The sequence below is a fragment of the Microbacterium sp. genome (genome assembly GCF_029263575.1).
Classification (GTDB): Bacteria; Actinomycetota; Actinomycetes; order Actinomycetales; family Microbacteriaceae; genus Microbacterium.
This window is the reverse complement of record NZ_JAJUFV010000044.1, coordinates 1-19,609: the sequence shown is the minus strand read 5'-3', so window position 1 is coordinate 19,609 and position 19,609 is coordinate 1. Positions and strand designations below refer to the sequence as shown.

At 64.8% G+C, this 19,609-nt stretch carries 23 protein-coding genes, 1 tRNA gene and 1 pseudogene; 12 read left to right on the top strand and 13 right to left on the bottom strand.

From position 1 onward, the window contains the following. Nucleotides 1-139: 139 nt before the first annotated feature. From Q1J95_RS06605 to galU, 4 genes are all read right to left on the bottom strand, one after another. Nucleotides 140-212, bottom strand: a tRNA-Ala gene (locus tag Q1J95_RS06605). 54 nt (nucleotides 213-266) lie between these two features. Next, complete coding sequence (locus tag Q1J95_RS06600; protein WP_300266586.1) at nucleotides 267-1,124, bottom strand: hypothetical protein; 858 nt, start codon at nucleotides 1,122-1,124, stop codon at nucleotides 267-269. Between the two features lie 67 nt (nucleotides 1,125-1,191). Then, nucleotides 1,192-1,821, bottom strand: a complete 630-nt coding sequence (locus Q1J95_RS06595) for a GNAT family protein (RefSeq protein ID WP_300266585.1) — start codon at nucleotides 1,819-1,821, stop codon at nucleotides 1,192-1,194. A gap of 21 nt (nucleotides 1,822-1,842) precedes the next feature. Further along, nucleotides 1,843-2,730, bottom strand: coding sequence for a UTP--glucose-1-phosphate uridylyltransferase GalU (galU, locus tag Q1J95_RS06590; RefSeq protein ID WP_300266583.1), 888 nt, complete (start codon nucleotides 2,728-2,730; stop codon nucleotides 1,843-1,845). 51 nt (nucleotides 2,731-2,781) lie between these two features. Here galU and Q1J95_RS06585 point away from each other — a divergent pair, with 51 nt between their 5' ends. From Q1J95_RS06585 to mscL, 3 genes are read left to right on the top strand one after another with little or no spacing between them, the layout of a single operon-like run. Next, nucleotides 2,782-3,378 (top strand): 5-formyltetrahydrofolate cyclo-ligase, encoded by a 597-nt coding sequence (locus tag Q1J95_RS06585; RefSeq protein WP_300266581.1) that lies wholly within the window; start codon nucleotides 2,782-2,784, stop codon nucleotides 3,376-3,378. 15 nt (nucleotides 3,379-3,393) lie between these two features. After that, on the top strand, nucleotides 3,394-3,666 hold the full coding sequence (locus Q1J95_RS06580; RefSeq protein ID WP_300266580.1) for an FmdB family zinc ribbon protein: 273 nt from the start codon (nucleotides 3,394-3,396) through the stop codon (nucleotides 3,664-3,666). A 25-nt stretch (nucleotides 3,667-3,691) separates the two neighbouring features. Next, nucleotides 3,692-4,099 carry a large conductance mechanosensitive channel protein MscL gene (mscL, locus tag Q1J95_RS06575; protein ID WP_300266579.1) on the top strand — a complete coding sequence of 136 codons (408 nt, stop codon included), beginning with the start codon at nucleotides 3,692-3,694 and terminating at the stop codon, nucleotides 4,097-4,099. 104 nt (nucleotides 4,100-4,203) lie between these two features. On the opposite strand, the gene Q1J95_RS06570 is transcribed toward mscL, so the two are convergent. The 4 genes from Q1J95_RS06570 to Q1J95_RS06555 form a co-directional block, all read right to left on the bottom strand. Continuing rightward, nucleotides 4,204-4,374, bottom strand: a complete 171-nt coding sequence (locus Q1J95_RS06570; protein WP_300266578.1) for a hypothetical protein — start codon at nucleotides 4,372-4,374, stop codon at nucleotides 4,204-4,206. Between the two features lie 46 nt (nucleotides 4,375-4,420). Then, nucleotides 4,421-5,086, bottom strand: coding sequence for a hypothetical protein (locus Q1J95_RS06565; protein ID WP_300266576.1), 666 nt, complete (start codon nucleotides 5,084-5,086; stop codon nucleotides 4,421-4,423). Between the two features lie 154 nt (nucleotides 5,087-5,240). Then, a complete protein-coding gene (locus Q1J95_RS06560) occupies nucleotides 5,241-5,450 on the bottom strand; it encodes a hypothetical protein (protein WP_300266574.1) in 210 nt (69 codons plus the stop codon). Next, a complete protein-coding gene (locus Q1J95_RS06555) occupies nucleotides 5,443-9,105 on the bottom strand; it encodes an AAA family ATPase (RefSeq protein WP_300266587.1) in 3,663 nt (1,220 codons plus the stop codon). Before Q1J95_RS06555 ends, Q1J95_RS06560 begins: the two co-directional genes overlap by 8 nt. Nucleotides 9,106-9,316: 211 nt before the next feature. Between Q1J95_RS06555 and Q1J95_RS06550 the strand changes: the two genes are divergently transcribed. Beyond that, entirely contained in the window at nucleotides 9,317-9,850 is a 534-nt protein-coding gene (locus Q1J95_RS06550; protein WP_300266572.1) for a methylated-DNA--[protein]-cysteine S-methyltransferase, read from the top strand. A gap of 35 nt (nucleotides 9,851-9,885) precedes the next feature. Here the strand turns inward: Q1J95_RS06550 and Q1J95_RS06545 are convergent, their stop codons facing one another. Together Q1J95_RS06545 and Q1J95_RS06540 are read right to left on the bottom strand one after the other, a co-directional pair. After that, a complete protein-coding gene (locus tag Q1J95_RS06545) occupies nucleotides 9,886-11,520 on the bottom strand; it encodes a cation acetate symporter (RefSeq protein ID WP_300266571.1) in 1,635 nt (544 codons plus the stop codon). Beyond that, a complete protein-coding gene (locus Q1J95_RS06540; RefSeq protein ID WP_300266570.1) occupies nucleotides 11,517-11,864 on the bottom strand; it encodes a DUF485 domain-containing protein in 348 nt (115 codons plus the stop codon). Before Q1J95_RS06540 ends, Q1J95_RS06545 begins: the two co-directional genes overlap by 4 nt. 110 nt (nucleotides 11,865-11,974) lie before the next feature. On the opposite strand from Q1J95_RS06540, the gene Q1J95_RS06535 reads away from it, so the two are divergent. Together Q1J95_RS06535 and Q1J95_RS06530 are read left to right on the top strand one after the other, a co-directional pair. Further along, complete coding sequence (locus Q1J95_RS06535; RefSeq protein WP_300266569.1) at nucleotides 11,975-12,823, top strand: LuxR C-terminal-related transcriptional regulator; 849 nt, start codon at nucleotides 11,975-11,977, stop codon at nucleotides 12,821-12,823. A 74-nt stretch (nucleotides 12,824-12,897) separates the two neighbouring features. Beyond that, nucleotides 12,898-13,245 carry an Lsr2 family protein gene (locus Q1J95_RS06530; protein ID WP_300266568.1) on the top strand — a complete coding sequence of 116 codons (348 nt, stop codon included), beginning with the start codon at nucleotides 12,898-12,900 and terminating at the stop codon, nucleotides 13,243-13,245. A 6-nt stretch (nucleotides 13,246-13,251) separates the two neighbouring features. Here Q1J95_RS06530 and Q1J95_RS06525 read toward each other — a convergent pair whose 3' ends face one another. Continuing rightward, entirely contained in the window at nucleotides 13,252-13,845 is a 594-nt protein-coding gene (locus Q1J95_RS06525; protein ID WP_300266567.1) for a MarR family transcriptional regulator, read from the bottom strand. A gap of 72 nt (nucleotides 13,846-13,917) precedes the next feature. Here Q1J95_RS06525 and Q1J95_RS06520 point away from each other — a divergent pair, with 72 nt between their 5' ends. Then, nucleotides 13,918-16,092: an efflux RND transporter permease subunit gene (locus tag Q1J95_RS06520; protein WP_300266566.1), complete on the top strand. Its 2,175-nt coding sequence runs from the start codon at nucleotides 13,918-13,920 to the stop codon at nucleotides 16,090-16,092. 29 nt (nucleotides 16,093-16,121) lie between these two features. Here the strand turns inward: Q1J95_RS06520 and Q1J95_RS06515 are convergent, their stop codons facing one another. Continuing rightward, nucleotides 16,122-16,244 (bottom strand): hypothetical protein, encoded by a 123-nt coding sequence (locus Q1J95_RS06515; RefSeq protein ID WP_300266565.1) that lies wholly within the window; start codon nucleotides 16,242-16,244, stop codon nucleotides 16,122-16,124. A 42-nt stretch (nucleotides 16,245-16,286) separates the two neighbouring features. Continuing rightward, complete coding sequence (locus tag Q1J95_RS06510; protein ID WP_300266564.1) at nucleotides 16,287-16,502, bottom strand: hypothetical protein; 216 nt, start codon at nucleotides 16,500-16,502, stop codon at nucleotides 16,287-16,289. Nucleotides 16,503-16,539: 37 nt separating this feature from the next. On the opposite strand from Q1J95_RS06510, the gene Q1J95_RS06505 reads away from it, so the two are divergent. From Q1J95_RS06505 to Q1J95_RS06485, 5 genes and pseudogenes are all read left to right on the top strand, one after another. Beyond that, on the top strand, nucleotides 16,540-16,773 hold the full coding sequence (locus tag Q1J95_RS06505) for a PLD nuclease N-terminal domain-containing protein (RefSeq protein WP_300266563.1): 234 nt from the start codon (nucleotides 16,540-16,542) through the stop codon (nucleotides 16,771-16,773). A gap of 188 nt (nucleotides 16,774-16,961) precedes the next feature. Beyond that, entirely contained in the window at nucleotides 16,962-17,195 is a 234-nt protein-coding gene (locus Q1J95_RS06500) for a hypothetical protein (protein ID WP_300266562.1), read from the top strand. 96 nt (nucleotides 17,196-17,291) lie between these two features. Continuing rightward, a pseudogene (locus Q1J95_RS06495) lies at nucleotides 17,292-17,992 on the top strand (alcohol dehydrogenase catalytic domain-containing protein). Between the two features lie 22 nt (nucleotides 17,993-18,014). Beyond that, entirely contained in the window at nucleotides 18,015-18,242 is a 228-nt protein-coding gene (locus tag Q1J95_RS06490; protein ID WP_300266561.1) for a hypothetical protein, read from the top strand. A gap of 142 nt (nucleotides 18,243-18,384) precedes the next feature. Further along, a complete protein-coding gene (locus tag Q1J95_RS06485; protein ID WP_300266560.1) occupies nucleotides 18,385-19,560 on the top strand; it encodes an IS481 family transposase in 1,176 nt (391 codons plus the stop codon). The last annotated feature ends 49 nt before the right edge of the window (nucleotides 19,561-19,609 follow it).

Below are 19,609 nucleotides of genomic sequence, written 5' to 3'. Positions count from 1 at the left end.
CCGGCGAGATCCTCAGCGAACACACCATCGCCCCCACCCGCGGCTACTGGAGAAATCAACTCCAACCACCCGGCCGATGGCCCCAGAAATGACAGATGTCTCGCGACATATGAGACACATGTCGCGAGACATCACACGGTGGACCTAAGGGGATTCGAACCCCTGACCTCCTCGATGCGAACGAGGCGCGCTACCAACTGCGCCATAGGCCCGTGAACCTCAGCTAGATTATCACGCTCAAAAGGTGCTCTGCGCCGGGACGTTCATCAGCCGGTCGCGCGACGCGCGAGCAGCTGGCGCACGTGGTCTTCGATCTCGGCATCGTCGACGATCACCATCTGTGCGTAGGGCGATTCTGCCTCTTTCGCCGCGGGAAGAGATACCGGAGCGGGCGGAGCCATCTGCTCAGCACGCGCACGCAGAGCTGCGACCCGCTCGGCGCGCTGCAGCTCTTGTGAAGCGTCGATGCGAGCGCGAGCATTCTGTGCGAGCGAGCCGCTGACAGAGCTCAAGGGCTCGGGAAGCGGCCGCGGGGTCCACGGCGCCTTGCCCTGATCGTGCAGCGGCGGAGCAACCCTCGGAGCCTCGGTCTCGACCACGACCTGCGCGGGTCGCCGCGCAGCCCGGCGAGTGACGGATGCCATCTTCTGCAGCGTGAGCGCGGCCACGAGCGCCACAGCACCGCCGACCCATATCAGCAGCGGCGCACCCCCGGTGGCCACCTGCCACACCCCGAATCCTGCCGACGCAAGGCCGATGATCAACAGCGAGGTCGCGGTGATGCGCACACGGCGGCGCGCCCGTGCCTGACGCACGAGCGGATCAGCTCGCGTCGCGGCGAGCTCGGCGCGCAGGCGTTCAAGCTCGGCGGCCTCTTTCTCAGACTGCACGCGCTTGGCGAGCTTCTGCTGCGCGAGCGCCGTGCGCGCATTCAGCTCGAGGCGCACCTCTTCCGGCGTCTCGCTTGTCTCGGCCAGCACGCGCAGGGCCTGGTTCAGCCGCACCGCGTTTCGTTCGGAAGCGTTGTACTGGTAACGGCCGCGCCACGACGGCAACAGGTACAGCATCCACAACAGCACGGCGACAAGGACGATCACGCCCCCGCTCAGCACCGGCCCATCCATATCGACAACGGTATGCGACCCGGCCGTGCATGCCCCTCAGTCCGCTCGCGTGTCGCTCGCGAGAAACTCAGATCGACAGGCGATCCGTCGGCGGAATGCTGGCGGCCTCCGGCGGCGCCTGACCATGCAGCCACCGCGCGAGAACGCCCTGCGGAACATCCTCACGCGTGAGCGCGAACGCGTAGTGATCACGCCAGTCGCCATCGATGTGGATGTAACGCCGACGCAGCCCCTCATAGCGGAATCCCAGTTTCTGAACAACGCGCAGACTGGCGACGTTCTCAGGCCGGATGCAAATCTCCATACGGTGGAGCCCATACTCGGTGAACGCCGCATCCGTCGCCAACGCGACCGCAGTCGGGGTGATCCCCCGCCCCGCGAAGCGCTCGCTGACCCAGTAGCCGATCGTCGCCGAACACAGCGATCCTCGGGCCACGCCCCATACGTTCAGCTGGCCGGCGATCTCCCCGTCGTACTCCATCACGAAGGGGTATCCGCCGCCATCGCGATACTGTTGCAACAGTCGCCGAATACTCACCCGCATATCGAACGAGGCTGCGCCGTTCGGAATCGTCGCCTCCCACGGCTGAAGCCAAGCCCGGTTGTTCAGCAGCTCGTGCTGCAGCACACGCGCATCACGGGTTCGGATGAGTCGCAACTCGACCGAACCGTGGCGATGCCCGGGCAACAGGTCCATCCGCACCTCGACTCCGAACGCCTACAGGTGTTCGCCGAACTCCTTCAGCCACGGGCGAAGCTCGCCACCCAGGTCATCGCGGTCGACCGCAAGCTGAACGATCGCCTTGATGTAGTCGACCCGGTCACCCGTGTCATAACGGCGGCCGCGGAAGATCACGCCGACCACGCCCGGGCCATCAGGATCTGCGGCCAGCTCCTGCAGCGCGTCTGTGAGCTGAATCTCACCGCCCTTGCCCGGCTCGGTGCGCTCGAGAATAGGGAAGACCGACGGCGGCAGCACGTAACGGCCGATGATCGCCAAGTTCGACGGGGCATCTTCCTGCGCCGGCTTCTCGACGAGTCCCGTCACCCGCACGACGTCGGAATCGTCGGTCTGCTCGACAGCGGCCGCACCGTACAGATGAATGCTGGAGGGGTCGACCTCCATGAGCGCCACAACCGTCGCGCCGGTACGCCCGTGCTCGGCGATCATCGTCGTCAGCAGCTCGTCGCGGTCGTCGATCAGATCGTCGCCGAGCATCACGGCGAAGGAGCTGTCACCGACATGCGTCTTGGCACGAAGCACGGCGTGACCGAGACCCTTCGGCTCGCCTTGACGCAGATAGTGGATGTCGGCGAGGTCGCTCGATTTCATGACGCGCCCCAAGCGCCCCATGTCACCCTTCTCCGTGAGTTTCACCTCAAGCTCGGGCACCGAGTCGAAGTGGTTCGAGATCATGTTCTTGTTACGCCCGATGATCACGAGAATGTCATCAATGCCCGCGGCGGCGGCCTCTTCGACCACATACTGGATCGCGGGCTTGTCGACGACTGGAAGCATCTCTTTCGGCATCGCCTTCGTGGCGGGCAGAAAACGGGTTCCGAGCCCCGCTGCCGGAATGACTGCCTTCATGTTCTGGTTTCCCATCAGGCCAGCTTAGCCGCGGTGGCCCCGCAACACGGCACGTAGGATCAAAGCATGTCGATTGACGTCGAACACGAGAAGCGCGCGCTGCGCGCGGAACTGCGCGAACGCCGTCAACTACTCTCCGACGCGCAACGCGAAGCCGCTGCATCCGCAATCACCGAGCGCCTCGACGAACTCGTCGACGACCACGGCGCCCGCTCCATCTCATGCTTCCTCTCCACCATGACCGAACCGGGAACGCGCGATTTCGTCCGCGGCGCCGTGAAGCGCGGCATCCGCGTGCTTCTTCCTGTCACACGCGCTGACGGGCTGCTCGACTGGGCTGTCGCTGACGACACCGAGGCCATCAGCGAGGGCCTGTTCGGCCTTCCCGAACCGACCGGCGAAGTTCTCGGCCCCATCGCTGTAGGCGACGTCGACCTCATGATCATCCCCGCCGCGGCCGTCGATACCGCCGGTGTGCGACTGGGGTGGGGTCGCGGCTATTTCGACAAGACGATCGGGTCGATGCAGAATTGTCCACCCGTGTACGCCGTGATCTATGATTCCGAAGTACTCGACACTCTTCCGCGCGAAGTGCACGACCAGCCGGTGACCGGCGCCGTCACTCCCACGCGCACCCTCACCCTGTCGCCTGAGCGACACTGACCAGCTGAGACGAACATGCCCACCTACGCCTACGCCTGCACGAGTTGCGACCACCGATTCGATGCGGTTCAGAGCTTCTCCGACGAATCCCTCACGATCTGCCCCGAATGCGGCGGATCGCTGCGCAAGCAGTACGGGTCGATCGGGGTGACCTTCAACGGCTCCGGTTTCTATCGCACCGATTCACGGAGTGGCTCTGGCGTGAAAACGGATGCTTCGGCATCATCGAAGTCGGAGTCGTCGACGAGCACCACTCCGGCGTCCGCGCCGGCTCCCGCCTCGACCTGAGGTTCAGCACTAGTTGGGAGCTCCCATGTTTCAGGGATTCAAAGAGTTCATCACCAAGGGCAACGTCATCGACCTTGCGGTCGCGGTCGTCATTGGCGGTGCGTTCACCGCCATCGTGAACGCGGTCGTCTCCAGCATCATCAACCCGCTCGTTGCGCTCTTCTTCGAGGCGGATGCCGCGGGAAACTTCGGCCCGACCATGACCGGCCTGTACGGCCAGCAGGTCACCTTCCCGCTGGGTGAGCTCATCTCAGCGATCATCAGCTTCCTCGCCGTCGCCCTCGTCGTGTACTTCGTGTTCGTGGTCCCCATGAACAAGTACAAAGAGCGTCAGGCCGCGAAGAACCCGGCCGTCGAAGAAGAGACCCTGCCGACCGAGCAGGAACTGCTCATCGAGATCCGCGACGCGCTGCGCAAGAGCAACGCCGACTGATCGCCGGGGCTGCGCGGCTCGATCGGTGCCACGTTGCAGCGAAAGGGCAGTTCGGCACGGTATACACGCTCTGCACCGTACTGAACTGCCCTTTCGCGTGTCAGTCAGACGTCACCGCACGCAAGCAGACCCCGTAACTGCGCGACCAGTGCCACCCGGCGCTTCGCGTCGGAGAGATCATCCGCGTTGACGCGAATCACCGTCCACCCCGCCTCCTGGAACGCGCGCACTCGATCGAAGTCGCCGCGCCAGCGCCGCTTGTTCGTCCGATGCACGTCTCCTTCGTGCTCCAGCAACACGCGCCGATATGGATAGGCCAAGTCAGGCGCGAGCGGCCCCAGCCGCGTATGGATAACATGACCGACCTCGGGCGCCGAGAGGGAGCGCTTCGGCAAGCAGGCGCGCGCCGCGCGCTCGTCCGTGGGCATCGATGGCATGCTGCAGTTGAGTGAGCGTGCAGGCCGCCGGCTCGCGTCCGCCGGGGATACGGCGACCCGTGATGAGGTAGTCACCCGTCGCCACCAGGGCCAGCAACATCTTCTCTCGGGTACGGTCACCGCGCTGCGACGCGAACTGGCACCACGCCGCTGCTGGGGCCACGGTGACGAGTCCATCTGGGCTTGCTTGCAGCTGCGTCTGCGTGGCGAGGCGATGGCCGACAACCCCGGCACGTCGGCGGCGGGTCGTACCGCGGGTAGCGATATGCAACGCGCCGGCCGCGCTGTCGAGGCCTGCCGGAAGCGGCGCACCCCACAGGCCCAGAGCCGTCGAGTGGCAGAACGCCTCCTGCTCGGTCATGAATGTGGCTGCTGCACGGCAGCGATGAACGAGGTTGTCGAGATCGAGCCCTTCCGACCGCACACCGCGAAACGGAGACTGCAGATCGGATGCCCGCATACGCCCCCGCGATAGACCGAATTCATCGGCGCGGGCCGTTGCGAAGGCGTTCTGCATCAGGAAGTACGGCAGCGCTCGGCGTTCGGTCATCCTCTGAGCATCCGATATCACCGGGTTCGCGCGCAGAATCTGTCCACAGGCTCGCCTCTGCACGAGGCGAAAGGGCAGTTCGGCACGGTAAGCGGCAGCAACACCATGCCAAACTGCCCTTTCGGCGCGACCCCAGCCTACGCGACGCAACCCCTCAGTAGTGCGGCGGAACGTCGTCGAGCAGGCGGTCGTCGTTCGGGCCACGGCCCGAGATGGCGTCCTTCACGGGTGGCTCGTGCGTCACGACATCCGGTGAGGTGTCGCTCCCCTCGACGGGAGTCAGTCGTGCCCGCCGCCGACCGGGCACTCGCTCGATGCGCTGACGCGCCGGCTTCGGTGCATCCGATGAATCGTTCTCAGGCATCGCCAGGCAGGTCGATCGGCTGCGTGTCGGTTTCCGCTTTCACCGCGTCATCGGCGATGCCGAGAACAGCCGCGATGCGCGACGCGGCGGTAACCGGATCGCTGTACAGATCGAAAGCGTGCACGCGCACGTAGTGCCAGCCCAGTCGACGCAGCACGTGCGGACGAAGCCGCAACGTCTCCCGCAACGATTCGTCCAGCGTCTCCGTATCGCCTTCGATGACGACCGCCGTGTCTTTGTGCTGTGCGACCAACGGCAGGAGCCCGCGGTAGTCGACGTCGACGGATGCGCCGAGCCGACGCAGTTCGCGTGCGAGGGCGAGCGTCAGCGGATCTGCGAGATCTTCCAGCCGCGACTGGCGAGAGCGCGCGGCGAGACCACCGAGAATCGACATCAGCGTGGCAGCGCCGTGCTCGAGGCGCCCGTCATCGAACGCCGAGGGGCGGATCGATGACACCAGCACCATCGAACGCCGCGCGCGCGTCATGCCGACCGTCAACAGTCGTTCGCCGTCAGGCAGCGACAGGTCACCGAAGTCGCTCAGCACGCGGCCATGCTTGGTGAGCCCGTAGCCGAGCGAGAAGATCACCCGGTCGCGGCTCTCAGCGACAGACTCTTCCAGTGTCAGCACCGCGAACGGCTCTGCCGTGTCGCGCCCGACGAAGTCAGCGACGTCCGAGCGTCCGGCGAACGCTGTCGTCACGGCAGCCCGCACGCGCTCGGCATGACGTGCGCTCGCGGTGACGACCATGAGTGACTCGGCAGGGCGATGGACCGCATGCTCGACGACCAGGGTGACAACACGGGCGACCTCGGCGTCGGGGCTCTCGACAGCACCAGAGACCGGGTCGGGTGTGCCGACGCCACCCTCGACGTAATCGACTGTGAGACTGCCGCGACCGAGGTACGAACCAGCCCACGGCAACGAGACGATCTCGCCGCCGTAGAAAGCGTCGTTGATGAGCTCGGCCAGGTCTTCACCACCGGCGCGGTAGCTGCGCGTCAGCGTCATGACAGGCAGCAGTTCGGCCAGGCGCTCGAACGCCGACACCTCGTCGAACGGCACTTCCGCTTCCCAGTCGGGCCCGGCGTCGACAGCCACGTTGAACGGGGTCGGGCGCTGCGTCACGGGATCCCCGAAGGCCACGACCTGCCGCGCGCGCCGAATGGCCGGAGCCGCCTCAGCGAGGTTGATGGCGGCGGCATCCACCAAGATCACCGTGTCGAACTCGACCGAGTCGGGGATCTCGGGAACCTGGTACGGAGACGAGATCCATGCCGGAGCCAGCACGTTCATGAGCGTGGGCGCCGAACTGACGATCTCGGCGGTCGACGGTGTGCCGTGCGTCAGCGCACGACGCAGATTCTGCGCCTCGGTCGGCTCGTCGACGATTCCGATTCGCCACTGATTCGCCAGTTGCCAGGCCAGCAGCGGACCGGCCATCGAGGCGTGCGCCTCGTCGACGAGGCGGAAGTCGCGCTCCAGCCGATCGACGACAGCGGTGTTGGCGCCCAGCAGCGCACGGTTGTCTTGCAGAGCGTGTTCGAGAAGTGACTGCCACCAGGCGAACTCGAGCTCGTCGGCGACGCGGTCTTCCGCGACGTGGCGCACCGAGAGCTCCGCCAGCAGCGGCTCAAGTCCGAAGGACGCGAGCTTGTCGCGCACGACCGAACGCTCGACGAGGTTGTCGAACACATCCGACCGCGCAGCGAGCCCTGCGAGAGTACGCACGAGCCGTTCGACCGGAAGCGTCGCCAGCGGTTCGCGCCGACCGAGCGCCGCATCAAGCTCAGCAAGCTCGTCGGTCGCTCGCTGCCACGAGCTCGAGACGTCAGAAAGCCCCAGCGGAACCTCGGGCGCCACACCGGCGTCGACGAATCGCTGCCATTGCGTGCGCTGCTGCTGGATGCGCAGCAGCGCCTCGTGCATCTCACCGATGTGCACGCCGGGTCGCACATACTCTTTTGCCAGCCGGCGCAGACGGCGACGGTTCGCACCCGACATCCCCGGCGAGTCACGTCGGGAACCGTGCGCCTGGATCAGCTCCCCGAGCGGACGCTCGAACACCGTCGGGCTGAATCGATCCAGGGAATCACGGATGCCTTCCAGCAACCGCAGGTACTCTCCGAGCTCTTCGATGGTCGAGAACGGACGCATCCGCGTCTGAGAGATCAGCTCGTAGCCCCGCTCCAGCAGCGCCGGAACCGTCGAGGCGTGCAGGCGGCCGGCAAGCTCGTGCGCCGATCGCGCCGCCTCTGTGCTGCTGAAGCTCACGCCGTACCACGGCGAGTCGTCGGGGCCGAAGCGGAACTCGCCCAGACGAGCGGCCTGAACGAGCGCCTCAGCAGCCTCGGTCCTGTCGTCGGCGAGACGGCGCAGCGTCTGCACGTTCAGTCGCGCCGTCGTGGACGGCGGCGTCTGCAGCGAAGCGAGGCGAGTGAGCTGACGCGTCGCATCCAACACCGAGACATCCAGCTCGGCGACCGGGCTCGTCAGCGCCCGGCGATAGTTCAACAGCACCGTGCGCAAGCGGACGAGGGCGTCATCGATGTCGCCGACTTTGGGCGCGGTGGCCTTCTCGTTGCGGCCGATCGCGCGAACGAGATCGCGACGGATGCTGGCAGGCGACACCGCGAAGCTGTCGAGGCCGATGCCCGAGAGGCGGTGGCGCACCCCCTCGAGGGTCGACCGACGGGCAGAGACGATCAGCACGCGCTTTCCGGCGCGCACCAGCTCTCCCAGCGCGTTGATGACGGTCTGCGTACCGCCGGTGCCGGGAAGAGTGGAGACCGCGAGCGAGTGGCCGGCGACGACACGACTGAGAACGGATTCCTGCTCAGCATCCGCATCGAGAAGGAGAGTGTCGGATGCCGGTGCGCGCTCGTCCGGGCTCGTGATCTGCGGCTGCGCCCGCGTCGCAGTGATCTGCTCACGATCGGCCTCATGGCCGGCGAGCGCATTGAGCAGCGTGTGATCAAGCGATCGACTGTCGCGGGCCATCGATCCGCCGACATCGGCGAAGGTCGACACCACCAGCCGCGGCAGCACCGCGAACGTGTCAATCGACTGCGTCGCGGCGCGGAGACTGTCGATCACTGGCTGCGGCTTGAAGATGCCGCTGTCATAGGCGAGAGCGGCGAGGTTTTCGGCATCAATCGTGATCCCGAAATGCTCGCGCGCAATGCGCACGAGTTCGGGGTTGACGATGAATGCCCCCTGCAGCTTCAGCTCGTAATCGGTGTGATGACGGCGAATGGCCAAGGGGCGAAGAAGCACGGGCGCAGCGAAATCGACACCGCCGATGCGCCAGTTGGCGATGCCCACGGCGAGGTGCACAGCGTCGACGCCGCGCACTGTGCGCAGCTCGGTGTTCTTCGCCGTGATGCGCTCGGCGGCCATCCGCGCAGTTCGCAGTCCGACTTCGTCGCGGAACAGGTTCGACAGCAGCGTCGATTTTCCTGTGATGAACTGTGGCAGGCTTCCGGGATGCGCCTTGGAGATGTCGATGGCGCCTTCGACGGTGTCGCGGTACGAGATCAGTGGCGATGCGCCGCCGAGGTCAGCGGCCTCAGCACGCAACCGGGTGCGCTCGGCGTCGGCGATGTGCGCGACCGCGAGGGCGGTCGCGTCGTCTTGCTGGTCGCCGAGCGTCATCGCGGCTTCCGCTGCCGCGGCTTCCACGGCTTTCCCGTCACGTCGCCACACACATCACACACTAGGCTCCGGTGGGCCGCACTCCCTGTATCCTGGGCGAGTTTCACCAGATTAGGCGTCTTTTCCTGCACAGATTCGAGGTCTGGGCCATTTCTCCCCCACCCGTGGCACCGTGCCTATGCACGTCCGACCTGCACGTCAGGATGGGTGCATGACATACCGCTACGACTTCGCCCCCACGCCGTTCGGTGACGCACTCGTGGTGTTCTCCGACGACGGCATCGTTCGATTCGACCTGTCCGAGGCCGCCGATGTCACCGTTCCGTGGCTGCTCGAAGACACCTCGGCCCGGCTGCGCGAGGTGCCCGTTCCCGACCCGGGCGCTGCCGACGAACTCGCTCACCTGCTCGATAGCTACTTCGACGGCACTCCCATTCGCTTCGACGAACAACTCCGACTCGACTGGCGCCTCATCGAGGGGTTCCACCGCGAGGCGCTCCAAACCATCGCGACAATCGAATGGGGCCAGACCATGAGCTATGGCGAGGTTGCCGTGCTCGCTGGCAGCCCCGGCGCGGCCCGCGCCGTCGGCACCGCCTGCCGCCTCACACCGTTCTCGATCATCGTTCCGGTGCACCGAGTCGTCCGCTCGGACGGCAGCCCCGGCCAGTACGGTGCGCATCCAGAACGCAAGCGCTATCTGCTCGACCTCGAGCGGCAGGCGCACCGAACCCCCGACGTGTAGGCCGCCGGGGGTTCGGGCATCAGTTGTTCGCGTCCTTAGTGCTCCACCGCCTTCTCCGCTCCGAAGCCGGTGAGCGAGCGCACGTCCATCTCGGCTGCCAGCTCACGCGATTCGACCCGCCGACTGGTGATGGTGCCGAGCCATCCGAGCAGGAAGCCCAACGGAATCGAGACGATTCCCGGATTGCTGAGCGGCCAGATCGCGATGTCGATCGTCGGAATCATTGCCGTCTCCGATCCCGAGAACACCGGCGAGAGCACGATGAGCACGATCGCCGAACCGAGACCGCCGTACATGCTCCATACGGCACCGCGGGTGTTGAAACGACGCCAGAACAGCGAGTACAGAATCGTCGGCAGGTTCGCCGACGCCGCGACAGCGAAAGCCAGCGCCACGAGGAAGGCGATGTTCTGCCCCTGCGCGCCGATGCCGCCGACGATCGCCAGAATGCCGATGACGACGACCGTGCGCCGGGCCACCTTGACCTCACCATTCGGGTCGGCCTGAACCGGACTGCCGCCGGCGTTCTGCTTCCGCTTCTGGATGACGTTCGCGTAGATGTCGTGCGCGAAGGACGCCGCCGCGGTGATGGTCAGCCCGGCGACGACAGCCAGAATCGTGGCGAAGGCCACAGCCGAGATGAAGCCCAGCAACAGCGGGCCGCCCAATTCGGCGGCCAGCAGCGGTGCGGCAGAGTTGACGCCACCGGGAGCGTTCGCGATGACTTCAGGCCCGACCAGCGCTCCGGCGCCGTAGCCGAGCACGAGGGTGAGCAGGTAGAACCCGCCGATCAGCCAGATCGCCCAGACGACAGAGCGACGAGCTTCTTTCGCGGTGGGCACCGTGTAGAAGCGCATCAGAACGTGCGGAAGACCTGCGGTTCCCAGCACGAGCGCGAGACCGAGCGAGATGAAGTCCAGCGGGTTCGCGCCATACTTCAATCCAGGCGCGAGAATCGCGTCGCCACTGGGCGAGTTGACGACGGCGGCCTCCAGCAGCGTGTTGAAGTTGAAGCCGTGCATCACGAGGACCCAGATGGTCATCGCGATCGCCCCGCCGATGAGGAGGAATGCCTTGACGATCTGGACCCATGTGGTGCCCTTCATCCCGCCGATCAGTACGTAAATGATCATGAGAATGCCGACGACACCGATCACGATCGACTGGCCGATGCGTCCGTCGATCCCCAGCAGAAGAGACACGAGGCCGCCGGCGCCAGACATCTGCGCGAGCAGGTAGAAGAAGCAGACCGCGAGGGTCGTGATGGCCGCAGCCAGGCGCACCGGGCGCTGCTTGAGCCGGAACGACAGCACATCGGCCATCGTGAATTTACCTGTGTTGCGCATCATCTCCGCCACGAGCAGCAGGGCGACCAGCCAAGCGACAAGGAATCCGATCGAATACAGGAACCCGTCATAGCCGTTCACCGCGATCGCGCCACAGATTCCGAGGAACGAGGCGGCCGAGAGGTAGTCGCCTGCGATGGCGAATCCGTTCTGCGGACCGGTGAACGAGCGGCCCGCCGCGTAGTAATCAGCGGCGGTCTTGTTGTTTCGACTTGCCCGGATGACAATAAACAGCGTCACCGCGACGAATGCTGCGAAGATCGCGATATTGAGGACAGGGTTGTTCTCCGCCGCTGGCGCCGTCTCCAACGGGAAGATGTTCATACCTGGGCCTCAGCATTCTCGAGTTCTTCACGTATCTCGCGTGCTTTCGGGTCGAGCTTGCGATTCGCGAATGACACATAGACCATCGTGATAACGAAGGTCGAGACGAACTGCCCTAATCCGAACAGCAGTCCGATGGTGATATCACCCCAGACGCGTTGGCCCATGAACTCGGGCGCGAACGCCGCGAGCAGGACGTAGACGAAATACCAGATCAGAAACAGCGCAGCCAACGGAAAGATGAACGAGCGTTGCGTCTTTTTCAGACTTCGAAACCGCGATGATTCTTCGACGGCGACGTAATCAATTACGCCCGCCGATTCGGCGTCGACTCGGTCAGTCATGAGGCCTCCTTGCCACATGTTGAGGAGCTCGCACGGGGGTACCCTGCGAGTGGTAAGGTCGACGCTACGAAACGGGGAACACTGACGTCACCCCCGAAAGTAGGTAATCCATGAGCACCACGACGTTGGAGCCTGATCTCGTCGATCAGGCGGTACGTGAGTTGGCTCGCCGCACGCGTTTTCCGGTTGCCTTCGGCGGCCTGATCGAAGACGGTGTGGTCTCGGTCACGAGCATCGTCGGAAATCGCACGCGTAGCCTCGACGGTCTGCGTGTGCGCCCTGAGCGTGGCCTGGGCGGTCGAGCGATGACGGAGATGCGTCCGCGGATGACCAGCGACTATGGCGCTTCGCAGCAGATCACTCACGATTATGACGGCTTCGTGCTGGGTGAGGGTCTGCGCACGCTGCTGGCCTTTCCGATCGTCGTCGAAGGACGCTCCCGTGGCGTGCTCTACGCCGGCGCCTGGCAGGAGCCGCCGGTGGGCGGCCTGACGACGGCGCCCGCGATGACAGTGGCCGAGTCGGTGGCGACCGAGTTGCGGATCCGTGATGAGGTCACTCGACGGGTGCGCACAGCCGCACAACAACCGGTGGCTTTCACATCCTCGCGCCGAGAAGAGCTGCGTGAGAGCTTCGCCGAACTGCGCAGCATCTCGGCGGCGGTGCGCGACGTCGCGTTGCGAGAGCGCCTCGCACGTCTCGAGAAGCGTCTGCTGAGCGTCTCCGAAGACGAACCGCCGACCACTACCGCCCCGATGCCAGCGGTTCATCTCTCGCCGCGCGAGACCGATGTACTGGCCTGCGCCGCACTGGGCTCCACAAACGCCGAGATCGCCTCGCATCTCGGATTGCGTGAGGGAACTGTCAAGGCCTATCTGGGCACCGCTATGTCGAAACTGGATGCCTCGACGCGCCACGCCGCGGTCGCACGAGCCCGCCGCGCTGGCCTTCTGCCCTGATTCAACGCGCGATCATCGCGGTCGCGTAGACCGCTGTCATTGTCTGGCCATTGCGCCATGCGTAAGCTAGTGCAATGGCCAGAAGAATTGTGCATCAGCTCGTTGACGATATTGACGGAACCGTCCTTGAAGTCGGTGAAGGCGAAAGCGTCCATTTCTCGCTGAATGGCAACGCTTATGAGATTGATCTGAAAACGGAGAATGCGGATGCCCTGCGCGAAGCGCTCGAGCCGTATATCTCTGCCGGGCGCCGTGCGTCGAATGCGGGCAGCAGCTCGCGCGGCTCGTCATCTCGTAAGCGCGCCAGCCGGTCGCCAGAAATCGCCACGATTCGCGCGTGGGCTCAGGCCAACGGCCACCCGATCTCCGAGCGCGGGCGTATTCCGGCGACCATTGTCGAGGCCTATCGCGCCGCGCACTGATCGCGATCAGTCATCGTCAGCAGAGATCGCCCACGATGCATTGTCGATGGCGATCTCTGTTGTCATGTCTGTGAGAAAACGCCGTACGACTTCGCGTTCCTCGGGCGTCAGCTTCGCGGCCGCGGTGAACCGTCGCGCATGCTGACGCCCCACCGTCTCGATCGCGGATCGACGCGTCTCCGGCGTGATCGCGATCGCCAAGGCTCGGCGGTCGGAAGGATGCGGCGAGCGCGTGATGTGCGCCGCGCGCTCGAGTCGGTCGAGGAGTTTTGTCGTGGATGCCGTCGAAATACCAAGGTGTGCTGACATGGCACCAGGGGTCGCGATGATGCCGCTGTTCTCGCATGCGATCAGAAAATGCAGTGCGCGCATGTCGGTGGTGTTGAGCTTCATATAGCGCAGTGATGCCTCGGAGAGCCTCTGCTCGGCATCTCGCAGACCGCCGAGCGCCTGCATGACGCCGCTGATCTGGCGGATGTCGTCACGACTCAAGCCGGAGCGGTCGACGAGCTCGCCGCGCGGGTCGCTGATGTCGACGTCATAGATGCCGCGAGCTGCGCCGAACGGGCTCGACTCGGATTCAGCAGAGGCAGAACTCATGACGTTGATATTATCGCTGTTTTGTTACGTGCTAGGCTTTCTTCTAGCCAAGCTAGCGACATCGAGGATGAGATGGCGACCAAACCAGCCGAGACACCCCGCGTACGCGTACGTCGGCGCAGTTGGGTGCGTATCCTCATACCCGCCGCGCTGATCCTCGTCTGGCTGCTGGGAGCCGGGCTCGGCGGTCCGCTCTTCGGCAAGGTCAGTGAGGTCTCCTCGAACGACCAGACCAGCTACCTCCCCTCCTCCGCCGATGCGACACAGGTGCAGAACCTGCTCGGCGAGTTCAACGATTCCGATGCGATTCCCGCGATCGTCGTCTTCACCGCAGACCGTGAGCTCACCGATGATCAGCTCGCCGCGGCCGATGACGCGATCGCGTCGTCAACGGAGATCAAGGGTGTCTCCGACGACGTCTCCCCCGCCATCCCGTCCGAAGACGGCCGCGCGGTTCAGGCGTTCGTGCCGATCTCGAGTGACGCCGAGCTGGCAGATACCGTATCGGCGTTGCAGGAGCAGCTACAGGCGGATGTTCCGGACGATGTCGCCGTGTATGTGACGGGGCCCGCGGGCTTCTCAGCCGACCTGGTCGCCGGTTTCGCAGGAATCGACGGACTGCTGTTGGGCGTTGCCCTGCTGGCCGTGCTGATCATCCTCATCATCGTCTACCGGTCGCTGCTGCTGCCGCTGGTGGTGCTGTCGACCAGTCTGTTCGCGCTGTGCGTGGCGCTTCTGACGGTGTGGTGGCTGGCCAAGTGGGAGGTGCTGCTGCTCAGCGGGCAGACGCAGGGCATCCTCTTCATTCTCGTTATCGGTGCAGCCACCGATTATGCATTGCTGTTCGTCGCGCGCTTCCGCGAAGAATTGCGCAGCACGAAAGACAAGGGCGCTGCCACCGTGGCCGCCTGGAAGGCATCCGTCGAGCCGATCGCCGCCTCCGGTGGCACGGTCATCGCGGGGCTTCTGTGCCTGCTGCTGAGTGACCTGAAATCAAACAGCACACTCGGGCCTGTCGCCTCGATCGGCATCGTTTTCGCTATGCTCTCGGCGCTCACACTGCTGCCTGCCCTGCTGTTCACGTTCGGCCGTGCCGTGTTCTGGCCGAAACGCCCCGCCTTCGAGCCCGACGTCGTCATCGCCGGGAACGGCGTAGCCGCGAAGGGGCTGTGGGCGCGCCTGGCTCGCGCTGTCAAGAGTCGTCCGCGCCTGATCTGGATCGTCACGACGCTCGTGCTGGTGGCAGGAGCCGCCGGTTTCACACAGCTCGACGCATCCGGCGTTCCACAATCCGACCTCGTCCTGGGTGCCTCACCAGCGCGCGATGGCCAGGTCGCGCTCGGTGAGCACTTCCCTGGCGGCTCAGGCAGCCCTGTCTATGTTGTCGTCGCTGAGGACGCGATGCAGGATGCCGCCGATATCCTTCTCGACCACGCCGGCATCGACTCGGTCGCCGTGAATGCGTCTGATTCACCCAGTGGCACGGCCACCATCGATGAAGACGGCATCTCTGCTGTCGGTCCTCCGGGAACGCCGGCGCCTGAGCCGACGGTTGTCGACGGCGAGGTGATACTGCAAGGCACGTTGACGGATGCTGCGGACTCGGATGCCGCGGCCGAGACGGTGCGTGAACTACGCGTCGAGGTGGAGCCGCTGGATGCCCTGGTCGGCGGCGTGACGGCGACTGCTGTGGACACGAACGATGCATCGATCCACGACCGCAATCTGATCATTCCGATCATCCTCGTCGTGATTCTGATCATCCTCATGCTGCTGTTGCGCTCGATCCTCGCGCCGATACTGCTGATCCTGACCACGGTGCTGTCGTTCGGCGCCGCTATGGGAGTATCCGCGCTGGTCTTCAACGGCATCTTCGACTTCCCCGGCGCAGATCCTGCCGTGCCGTTGTACGGCTTCGTGTTCCTCGTGGCGTTGGGCATCGATTACAACATCTTCCTGATGACGAGGGTGCGCGAGGAGTCGTTGAGGCACGGCACGCGTGAGGGCGTGCTGCGCGGCCTGTCGGTGACCGGCGGCGTGATCACCTCGGCAGGGCTCGTGCTGGCGGCGACGTTCGCTGCACTGTCGGTGATACCGATCCTGTTCCTCGTGCAGTTGGCGTTCATCGTCGCCTTCGGCGTGCTGCTCGATACTTTCGTGGTGCGTTCGCTGCTGGTGCCCGCGCTGTCCTACGACATCGGTCGGGCGGTCTGGTGGCCTTCGAAGCTGCGGCGCGGCGAGAAGTGACCGAGCCCCGAGCTCACCTGGACGCAGACTCAGACGAAGGCCGGGAGCATCGAAAGAATGAAGCCGATGAGTCCCACGGAGGTGAAGACCGCGCCGAGCGTCACGAGCAGCCGCCGCGCCATCGGCGGTCGCATGCGCAGGTGATCGGGCATCCGCACGCTCACGAAGCCGTGATGCCAGCCGTCATCAGCCCGTTAGCGTGAGGTGAGGGGTCTCTCGTGAAAATCTCCGCCGGCGAACCAGCGGGCTGTGCGCACGTCGTCGCGCTCGATCACGGCGACGTCGGTCGACTCCCAACGCCCCTCGGCAAGCGCCACCATCGCGCCCAGCACCAGCAGCGGCAGACCGATGCCGAGACCGATCCAGGAGAGCACCTCGCCGACCGCGGCGAGAACATCGATCGGTTGCACGTGTTCATCGTAGAAGGTGCACCGGTAGGATCAGGCCATGCCATCGCCGAACCCACTCGTGCCGACCTGGTACGACATCACCTGGGCTGGGATCGCTCTCGCCGCCCTCGTGCTGATGATCGTCGCGCTGGTCTCCATCGCTCGAACGGCGAAACAGCTCACCTCGTGGCAGGCGCTGATCTGGACGTTGGTGGTGATCTTCCTTCCTCTGGTGGGGTCTGCGTCCTGGCTCTTCATCGGCAGGCGCTCGGCAAGCAGATCAGCACCCTAGTCTGTCGAGTCCTCAGCTTCGGGAATTGCCTGATCGGCGAATCCAGCCTCTGCCAGCGTCATTGTGCTGTCAACCCTGGGGATCGGGTTTCTACGCGTGTTATATCTCGGTCCTTCACCCCGGTCAAGCGGGTCGGTTATCGCATCACTTTCGTCTAACCTCCGGAGAAATCGACGAAAGGATGCGCAATGTCGAACCCTCAGGGAATGCGACCCTCCGGCGACGAGAACCCACCTCATGACGATGCCGATGCAGAGGGCGCAGCCACGGAGGAGACGCAGCCGGTGCCGGCCGGACGCGCCGGCGCCGATTCCGGTGCGGTGGATGCCGTGAGCGTCGACCCCGACGACGAAGCGGAGATACCGGACTCATCCGCGATGAACGATGAGCCCGGGGTCGGGCCAGGTCGGCCCAGGCCGTAAGCCCCAGATGCTGGTTGACGCCGTCGACTTTGTCAACCCGCTTCGATACCCGCGGCACGTGCGCGAAGGTGAAAGTCAACGGGACGGAGTCGCACGATGAAATCACTGACGTGGCAGGGTAAGCGGAACGTGGAAGTCGGTTCAGATGTGGCGCAGCTCGCCGTCGGAGATCGCGTCGTGATTCCGTTCAACATCTCGTGCGGGCACTGCTTCATGTGCCGCAAGGGACTGCAATCGCAGTGCGAGACGACTCAGGTGCGCGAATATGGCAGCGGAGCCGCACTCTTCGGTTACACGAAGCTGTATGGCCAGGTGCCGGGCGGACAGGCCGAGTATCTGCGCGTGCCGCTCGCGGACTACAACCACGTCCGCGTAGCCGAAGAGCTTGCGAACGACCGCTATCTGTACCTCAGTGACATCCTGCCCACCGCATGGCAGGGAGTCGAGTACGCCGACGTCCCCGAGGGCGGCACGCTCGCCGTGCTGGGACTGGGCCCTGTCGGTCAGTTCGTCTTACGGATCGGCGCGCATCACGAGTTCCGCGAGCTCGCGGTCGATCCCGTGCCGGAGCGGCGCGCAATGGCTGAGAGCCATGGAATTCTCACCGACGATCTGACCGACACCGTCATGGACGAGTTGCGCGATCTCACCTGCCGCCGCTCGTGGAGGATCCGGCTGACCCGCTCGCGGTGTCGGGTCTCGCCACTCACCACGCGCTGCTTGACGACGCTCCGCAGTTGTACTCCACCTTTCAACGCAAGGAAGATGGCTGCATCAAAGTCGTTCTGAATCCATGACCGCTGACGATGAGGAGAGATCATGAACGATCCCGATCAGACCACCGGCGAGAAGCCCGGAGAGCCGTCTCCTCCTGAATCCGACGAGATGCCGGAGACGGAGGACCTGCAGGAGCCGAGCACCGAAAAAGATCCGAGCGAGGCGCCGAAGGCCCCCGACCGCAGTGAGCCGGAACCAAGCCACGAGGCCGTGGGAATCGGCATCATCGGCCGACCGCAGGTCGAGCCCGAGGCGGAGAGCGACTCGTAGGCGACACTGTAACCATATGCGAGCGGCCGCGGCCTGGCACACGATGCCAAACAGACGGTGCCCCTGGAGGTGTCTGGGTTCACGACATACGTCACAGGTGATACGTCGCTGATGTCTCGCGACATGCGTCACAGTTCGATGCATGTCGAAACACCGGGTCGTAGTCTTGAAGATCGTCGCGAAACAGCTCACCGTCACCGAAGCGGCTGAGCAGTTTGGACTCTCGCGGAGGCATCTACAACGTCTCCTCGCGCGCTACCGTGAGAGCGGAATCGAGGCCGTCGATCCCCAGTCTCGACGCCCCAAGACCAACCCGCGATCGACGCCACCTGAGATCGTTGACCGCATCGTCGCGCTCCGCAGCGAGCTGACCGGCCGAGGCCTCGATGCCGGGGCGGTTACAATCGGATGGCACCTCGAGCGCGAACAACTGACGGCCCCGTCGCACGCCACGATCCACCGCATCCTGATCCGCGCCGGACTGGTTGCACCTGAGCCCCGCAAACGTCCCCGCTCCTCCTACATCCGCTTCGAAGCAGCCCAACCCAACGAGACCTGGCAATCGGACTTCACTCACTGGCGGCTCGCGGATGGACAGGACGTGGAGATCCTGAACTGGCTCGATGACCACGCCCGATTCCTGCTCTCTTGCACCGCCCACACCCCGGTCACCGGCGATGATGTGGTCACCACGTTCCTGACCGCGACCGAGCACTACGGTGTCCCCGCCTCGACCCTGACCGATAACGGCCGCGTCTACACCGCCCGATTCGGCGGCGGCCGCAACGCGTTCGAACATCTCCTGCCCGTGCTGGGCGTGAAGCAGAAGAACGGCAAACCGAACCACCCGCAAACTCAAGGCAAGATCGAGCGCTTCCACCAGACCCAGAAACGCTGGCTCTCCCAGCAACCGACAGCGACAACGATCCTCGAGCTGCAAGCCCAACTCGACCGGCTCCGCACGGAATACAACGAGCACCGCCCGCATCGCGCCCTCGACCGCGCTACCCCGTCACAGACCTACCACGCGACACCGAAAACACTCCCCGCCAAAGGACGACTCCCCGACCGTTACCGACTCCGCTACGACCGCGTCGACACCGACGGCCACGTCAGCATCCGCCGAGCCGGCCGCATGCACCACCTCGGAATCGGCCGCCGCCACACCGGCAAACGCGTCCTCGCTATCACCGACGAAACCAGCGTCACCGTGACACACCTGGACACCGGCGAGATCCTCAGCGAACACACCATCGCCCCCACCCGCGGCTACTGGAGAAATCAACTCCAACCACCCGGCCGATGGCCCCAGAAATGACAGATGTCTCGCGACATATGAGACACATGTCGCGAGACATCACACGGTG

What these genes read in the sequence shown, in the direction of transcription:
- Q1J95_RS06600 (WP_300266586.1), bottom strand. Translation starts at nt 1,124, where the DNA reads ATGGATGGGCCGGTGCTGAGCGGGGGCGTGATCGTCCTTGTCGCCGTG.
- Q1J95_RS06595 (WP_300266585.1), bottom strand. Translation starts at nt 1,821, where the DNA reads ATGGACCTGTTGCCCGGGCATCGCCACGGTTCGGTCGAGTTGCGACTC.
- galU (WP_300266583.1), bottom strand. Translation starts at nt 2,730, where the DNA reads ATGGGAAACCAGAACATGAAGGCAGTCATTCCGGCAGCGGGGCTCGGA.
- Q1J95_RS06585 (WP_300266581.1), top strand. Translation starts at nt 2,782, where the DNA reads ATGTCGATTGACGTCGAACACGAGAAGCGCGCGCTGCGCGCGGAACTG.
- Q1J95_RS06580 (WP_300266580.1), top strand. Translation starts at nt 3,394, where the DNA reads ATGCCCACCTACGCCTACGCCTGCACGAGTTGCGACCACCGATTCGAT.
- mscL (WP_300266579.1), top strand. Translation starts at nt 3,692, where the DNA reads ATGTTTCAGGGATTCAAAGAGTTCATCACCAAGGGCAACGTCATCGAC.
- Q1J95_RS06565 (WP_300266576.1), bottom strand. Translation starts at nt 5,086, where the DNA reads ATGACCGAACGCCGAGCGCTGCCGTACTTCCTGATGCAGAACGCCTTC.
- Q1J95_RS06560 (WP_300266574.1), bottom strand. Translation starts at nt 5,450, where the DNA reads ATGCCTGAGAACGATTCATCGGATGCACCGAAGCCGGCGCGTCAGCGC.
- Q1J95_RS06555 (WP_300266587.1), bottom strand. Translation starts at nt 9,105, where the DNA reads ATGACGCTCGGCGACCAGCAAGACGACGCGACCGCCCTCGCGGTCGCG.
- Q1J95_RS06550 (WP_300266572.1), top strand. Translation starts at nt 9,317, where the DNA reads ATGACATACCGCTACGACTTCGCCCCCACGCCGTTCGGTGACGCACTC.
- Q1J95_RS06545 (WP_300266571.1), bottom strand. Translation starts at nt 11,520, where the DNA reads ATGAACATCTTCCCGTTGGAGACGGCGCCAGCGGCGGAGAACAACCCT.
- Q1J95_RS06540 (WP_300266570.1), bottom strand. Translation starts at nt 11,864, where the DNA reads ATGACTGACCGAGTCGACGCCGAATCGGCGGGCGTAATTGATTACGTC.
- Q1J95_RS06535 (WP_300266569.1), top strand. Translation starts at nt 11,975, where the DNA reads ATGAGCACCACGACGTTGGAGCCTGATCTCGTCGATCAGGCGGTACGT.
- Q1J95_RS06530 (WP_300266568.1), top strand. Translation starts at nt 12,898, where the DNA reads ATGGCCAGAAGAATTGTGCATCAGCTCGTTGACGATATTGACGGAACC.
- Q1J95_RS06525 (WP_300266567.1), bottom strand. Translation starts at nt 13,845, where the DNA reads ATGAGTTCTGCCTCTGCTGAATCCGAGTCGAGCCCGTTCGGCGCAGCT.
- Q1J95_RS06520 (WP_300266566.1), top strand. Translation starts at nt 13,918, where the DNA reads ATGGCGACCAAACCAGCCGAGACACCCCGCGTACGCGTACGTCGGCGC.
- Q1J95_RS06515 (WP_300266565.1), bottom strand. Translation starts at nt 16,244, where the DNA reads ATGCCCGATCACCTGCGCATGCGACCGCCGATGGCGCGGCGGCTGCTC.
- Q1J95_RS06505 (WP_300266563.1), top strand. Translation starts at nt 16,540, where the DNA reads ATGCCATCGCCGAACCCACTCGTGCCGACCTGGTACGACATCACCTGG.
- Q1J95_RS06500 (WP_300266562.1), top strand. Translation starts at nt 16,962, where the DNA reads ATGTCGAACCCTCAGGGAATGCGACCCTCCGGCGACGAGAACCCACCT.
- Q1J95_RS06490 (WP_300266561.1), top strand. Translation starts at nt 18,015, where the DNA reads ATGAACGATCCCGATCAGACCACCGGCGAGAAGCCCGGAGAGCCGTCT.
- Q1J95_RS06485 (WP_300266560.1), top strand. Translation starts at nt 18,385, where the DNA reads ATGTCGAAACACCGGGTCGTAGTCTTGAAGATCGTCGCGAAACAGCTC.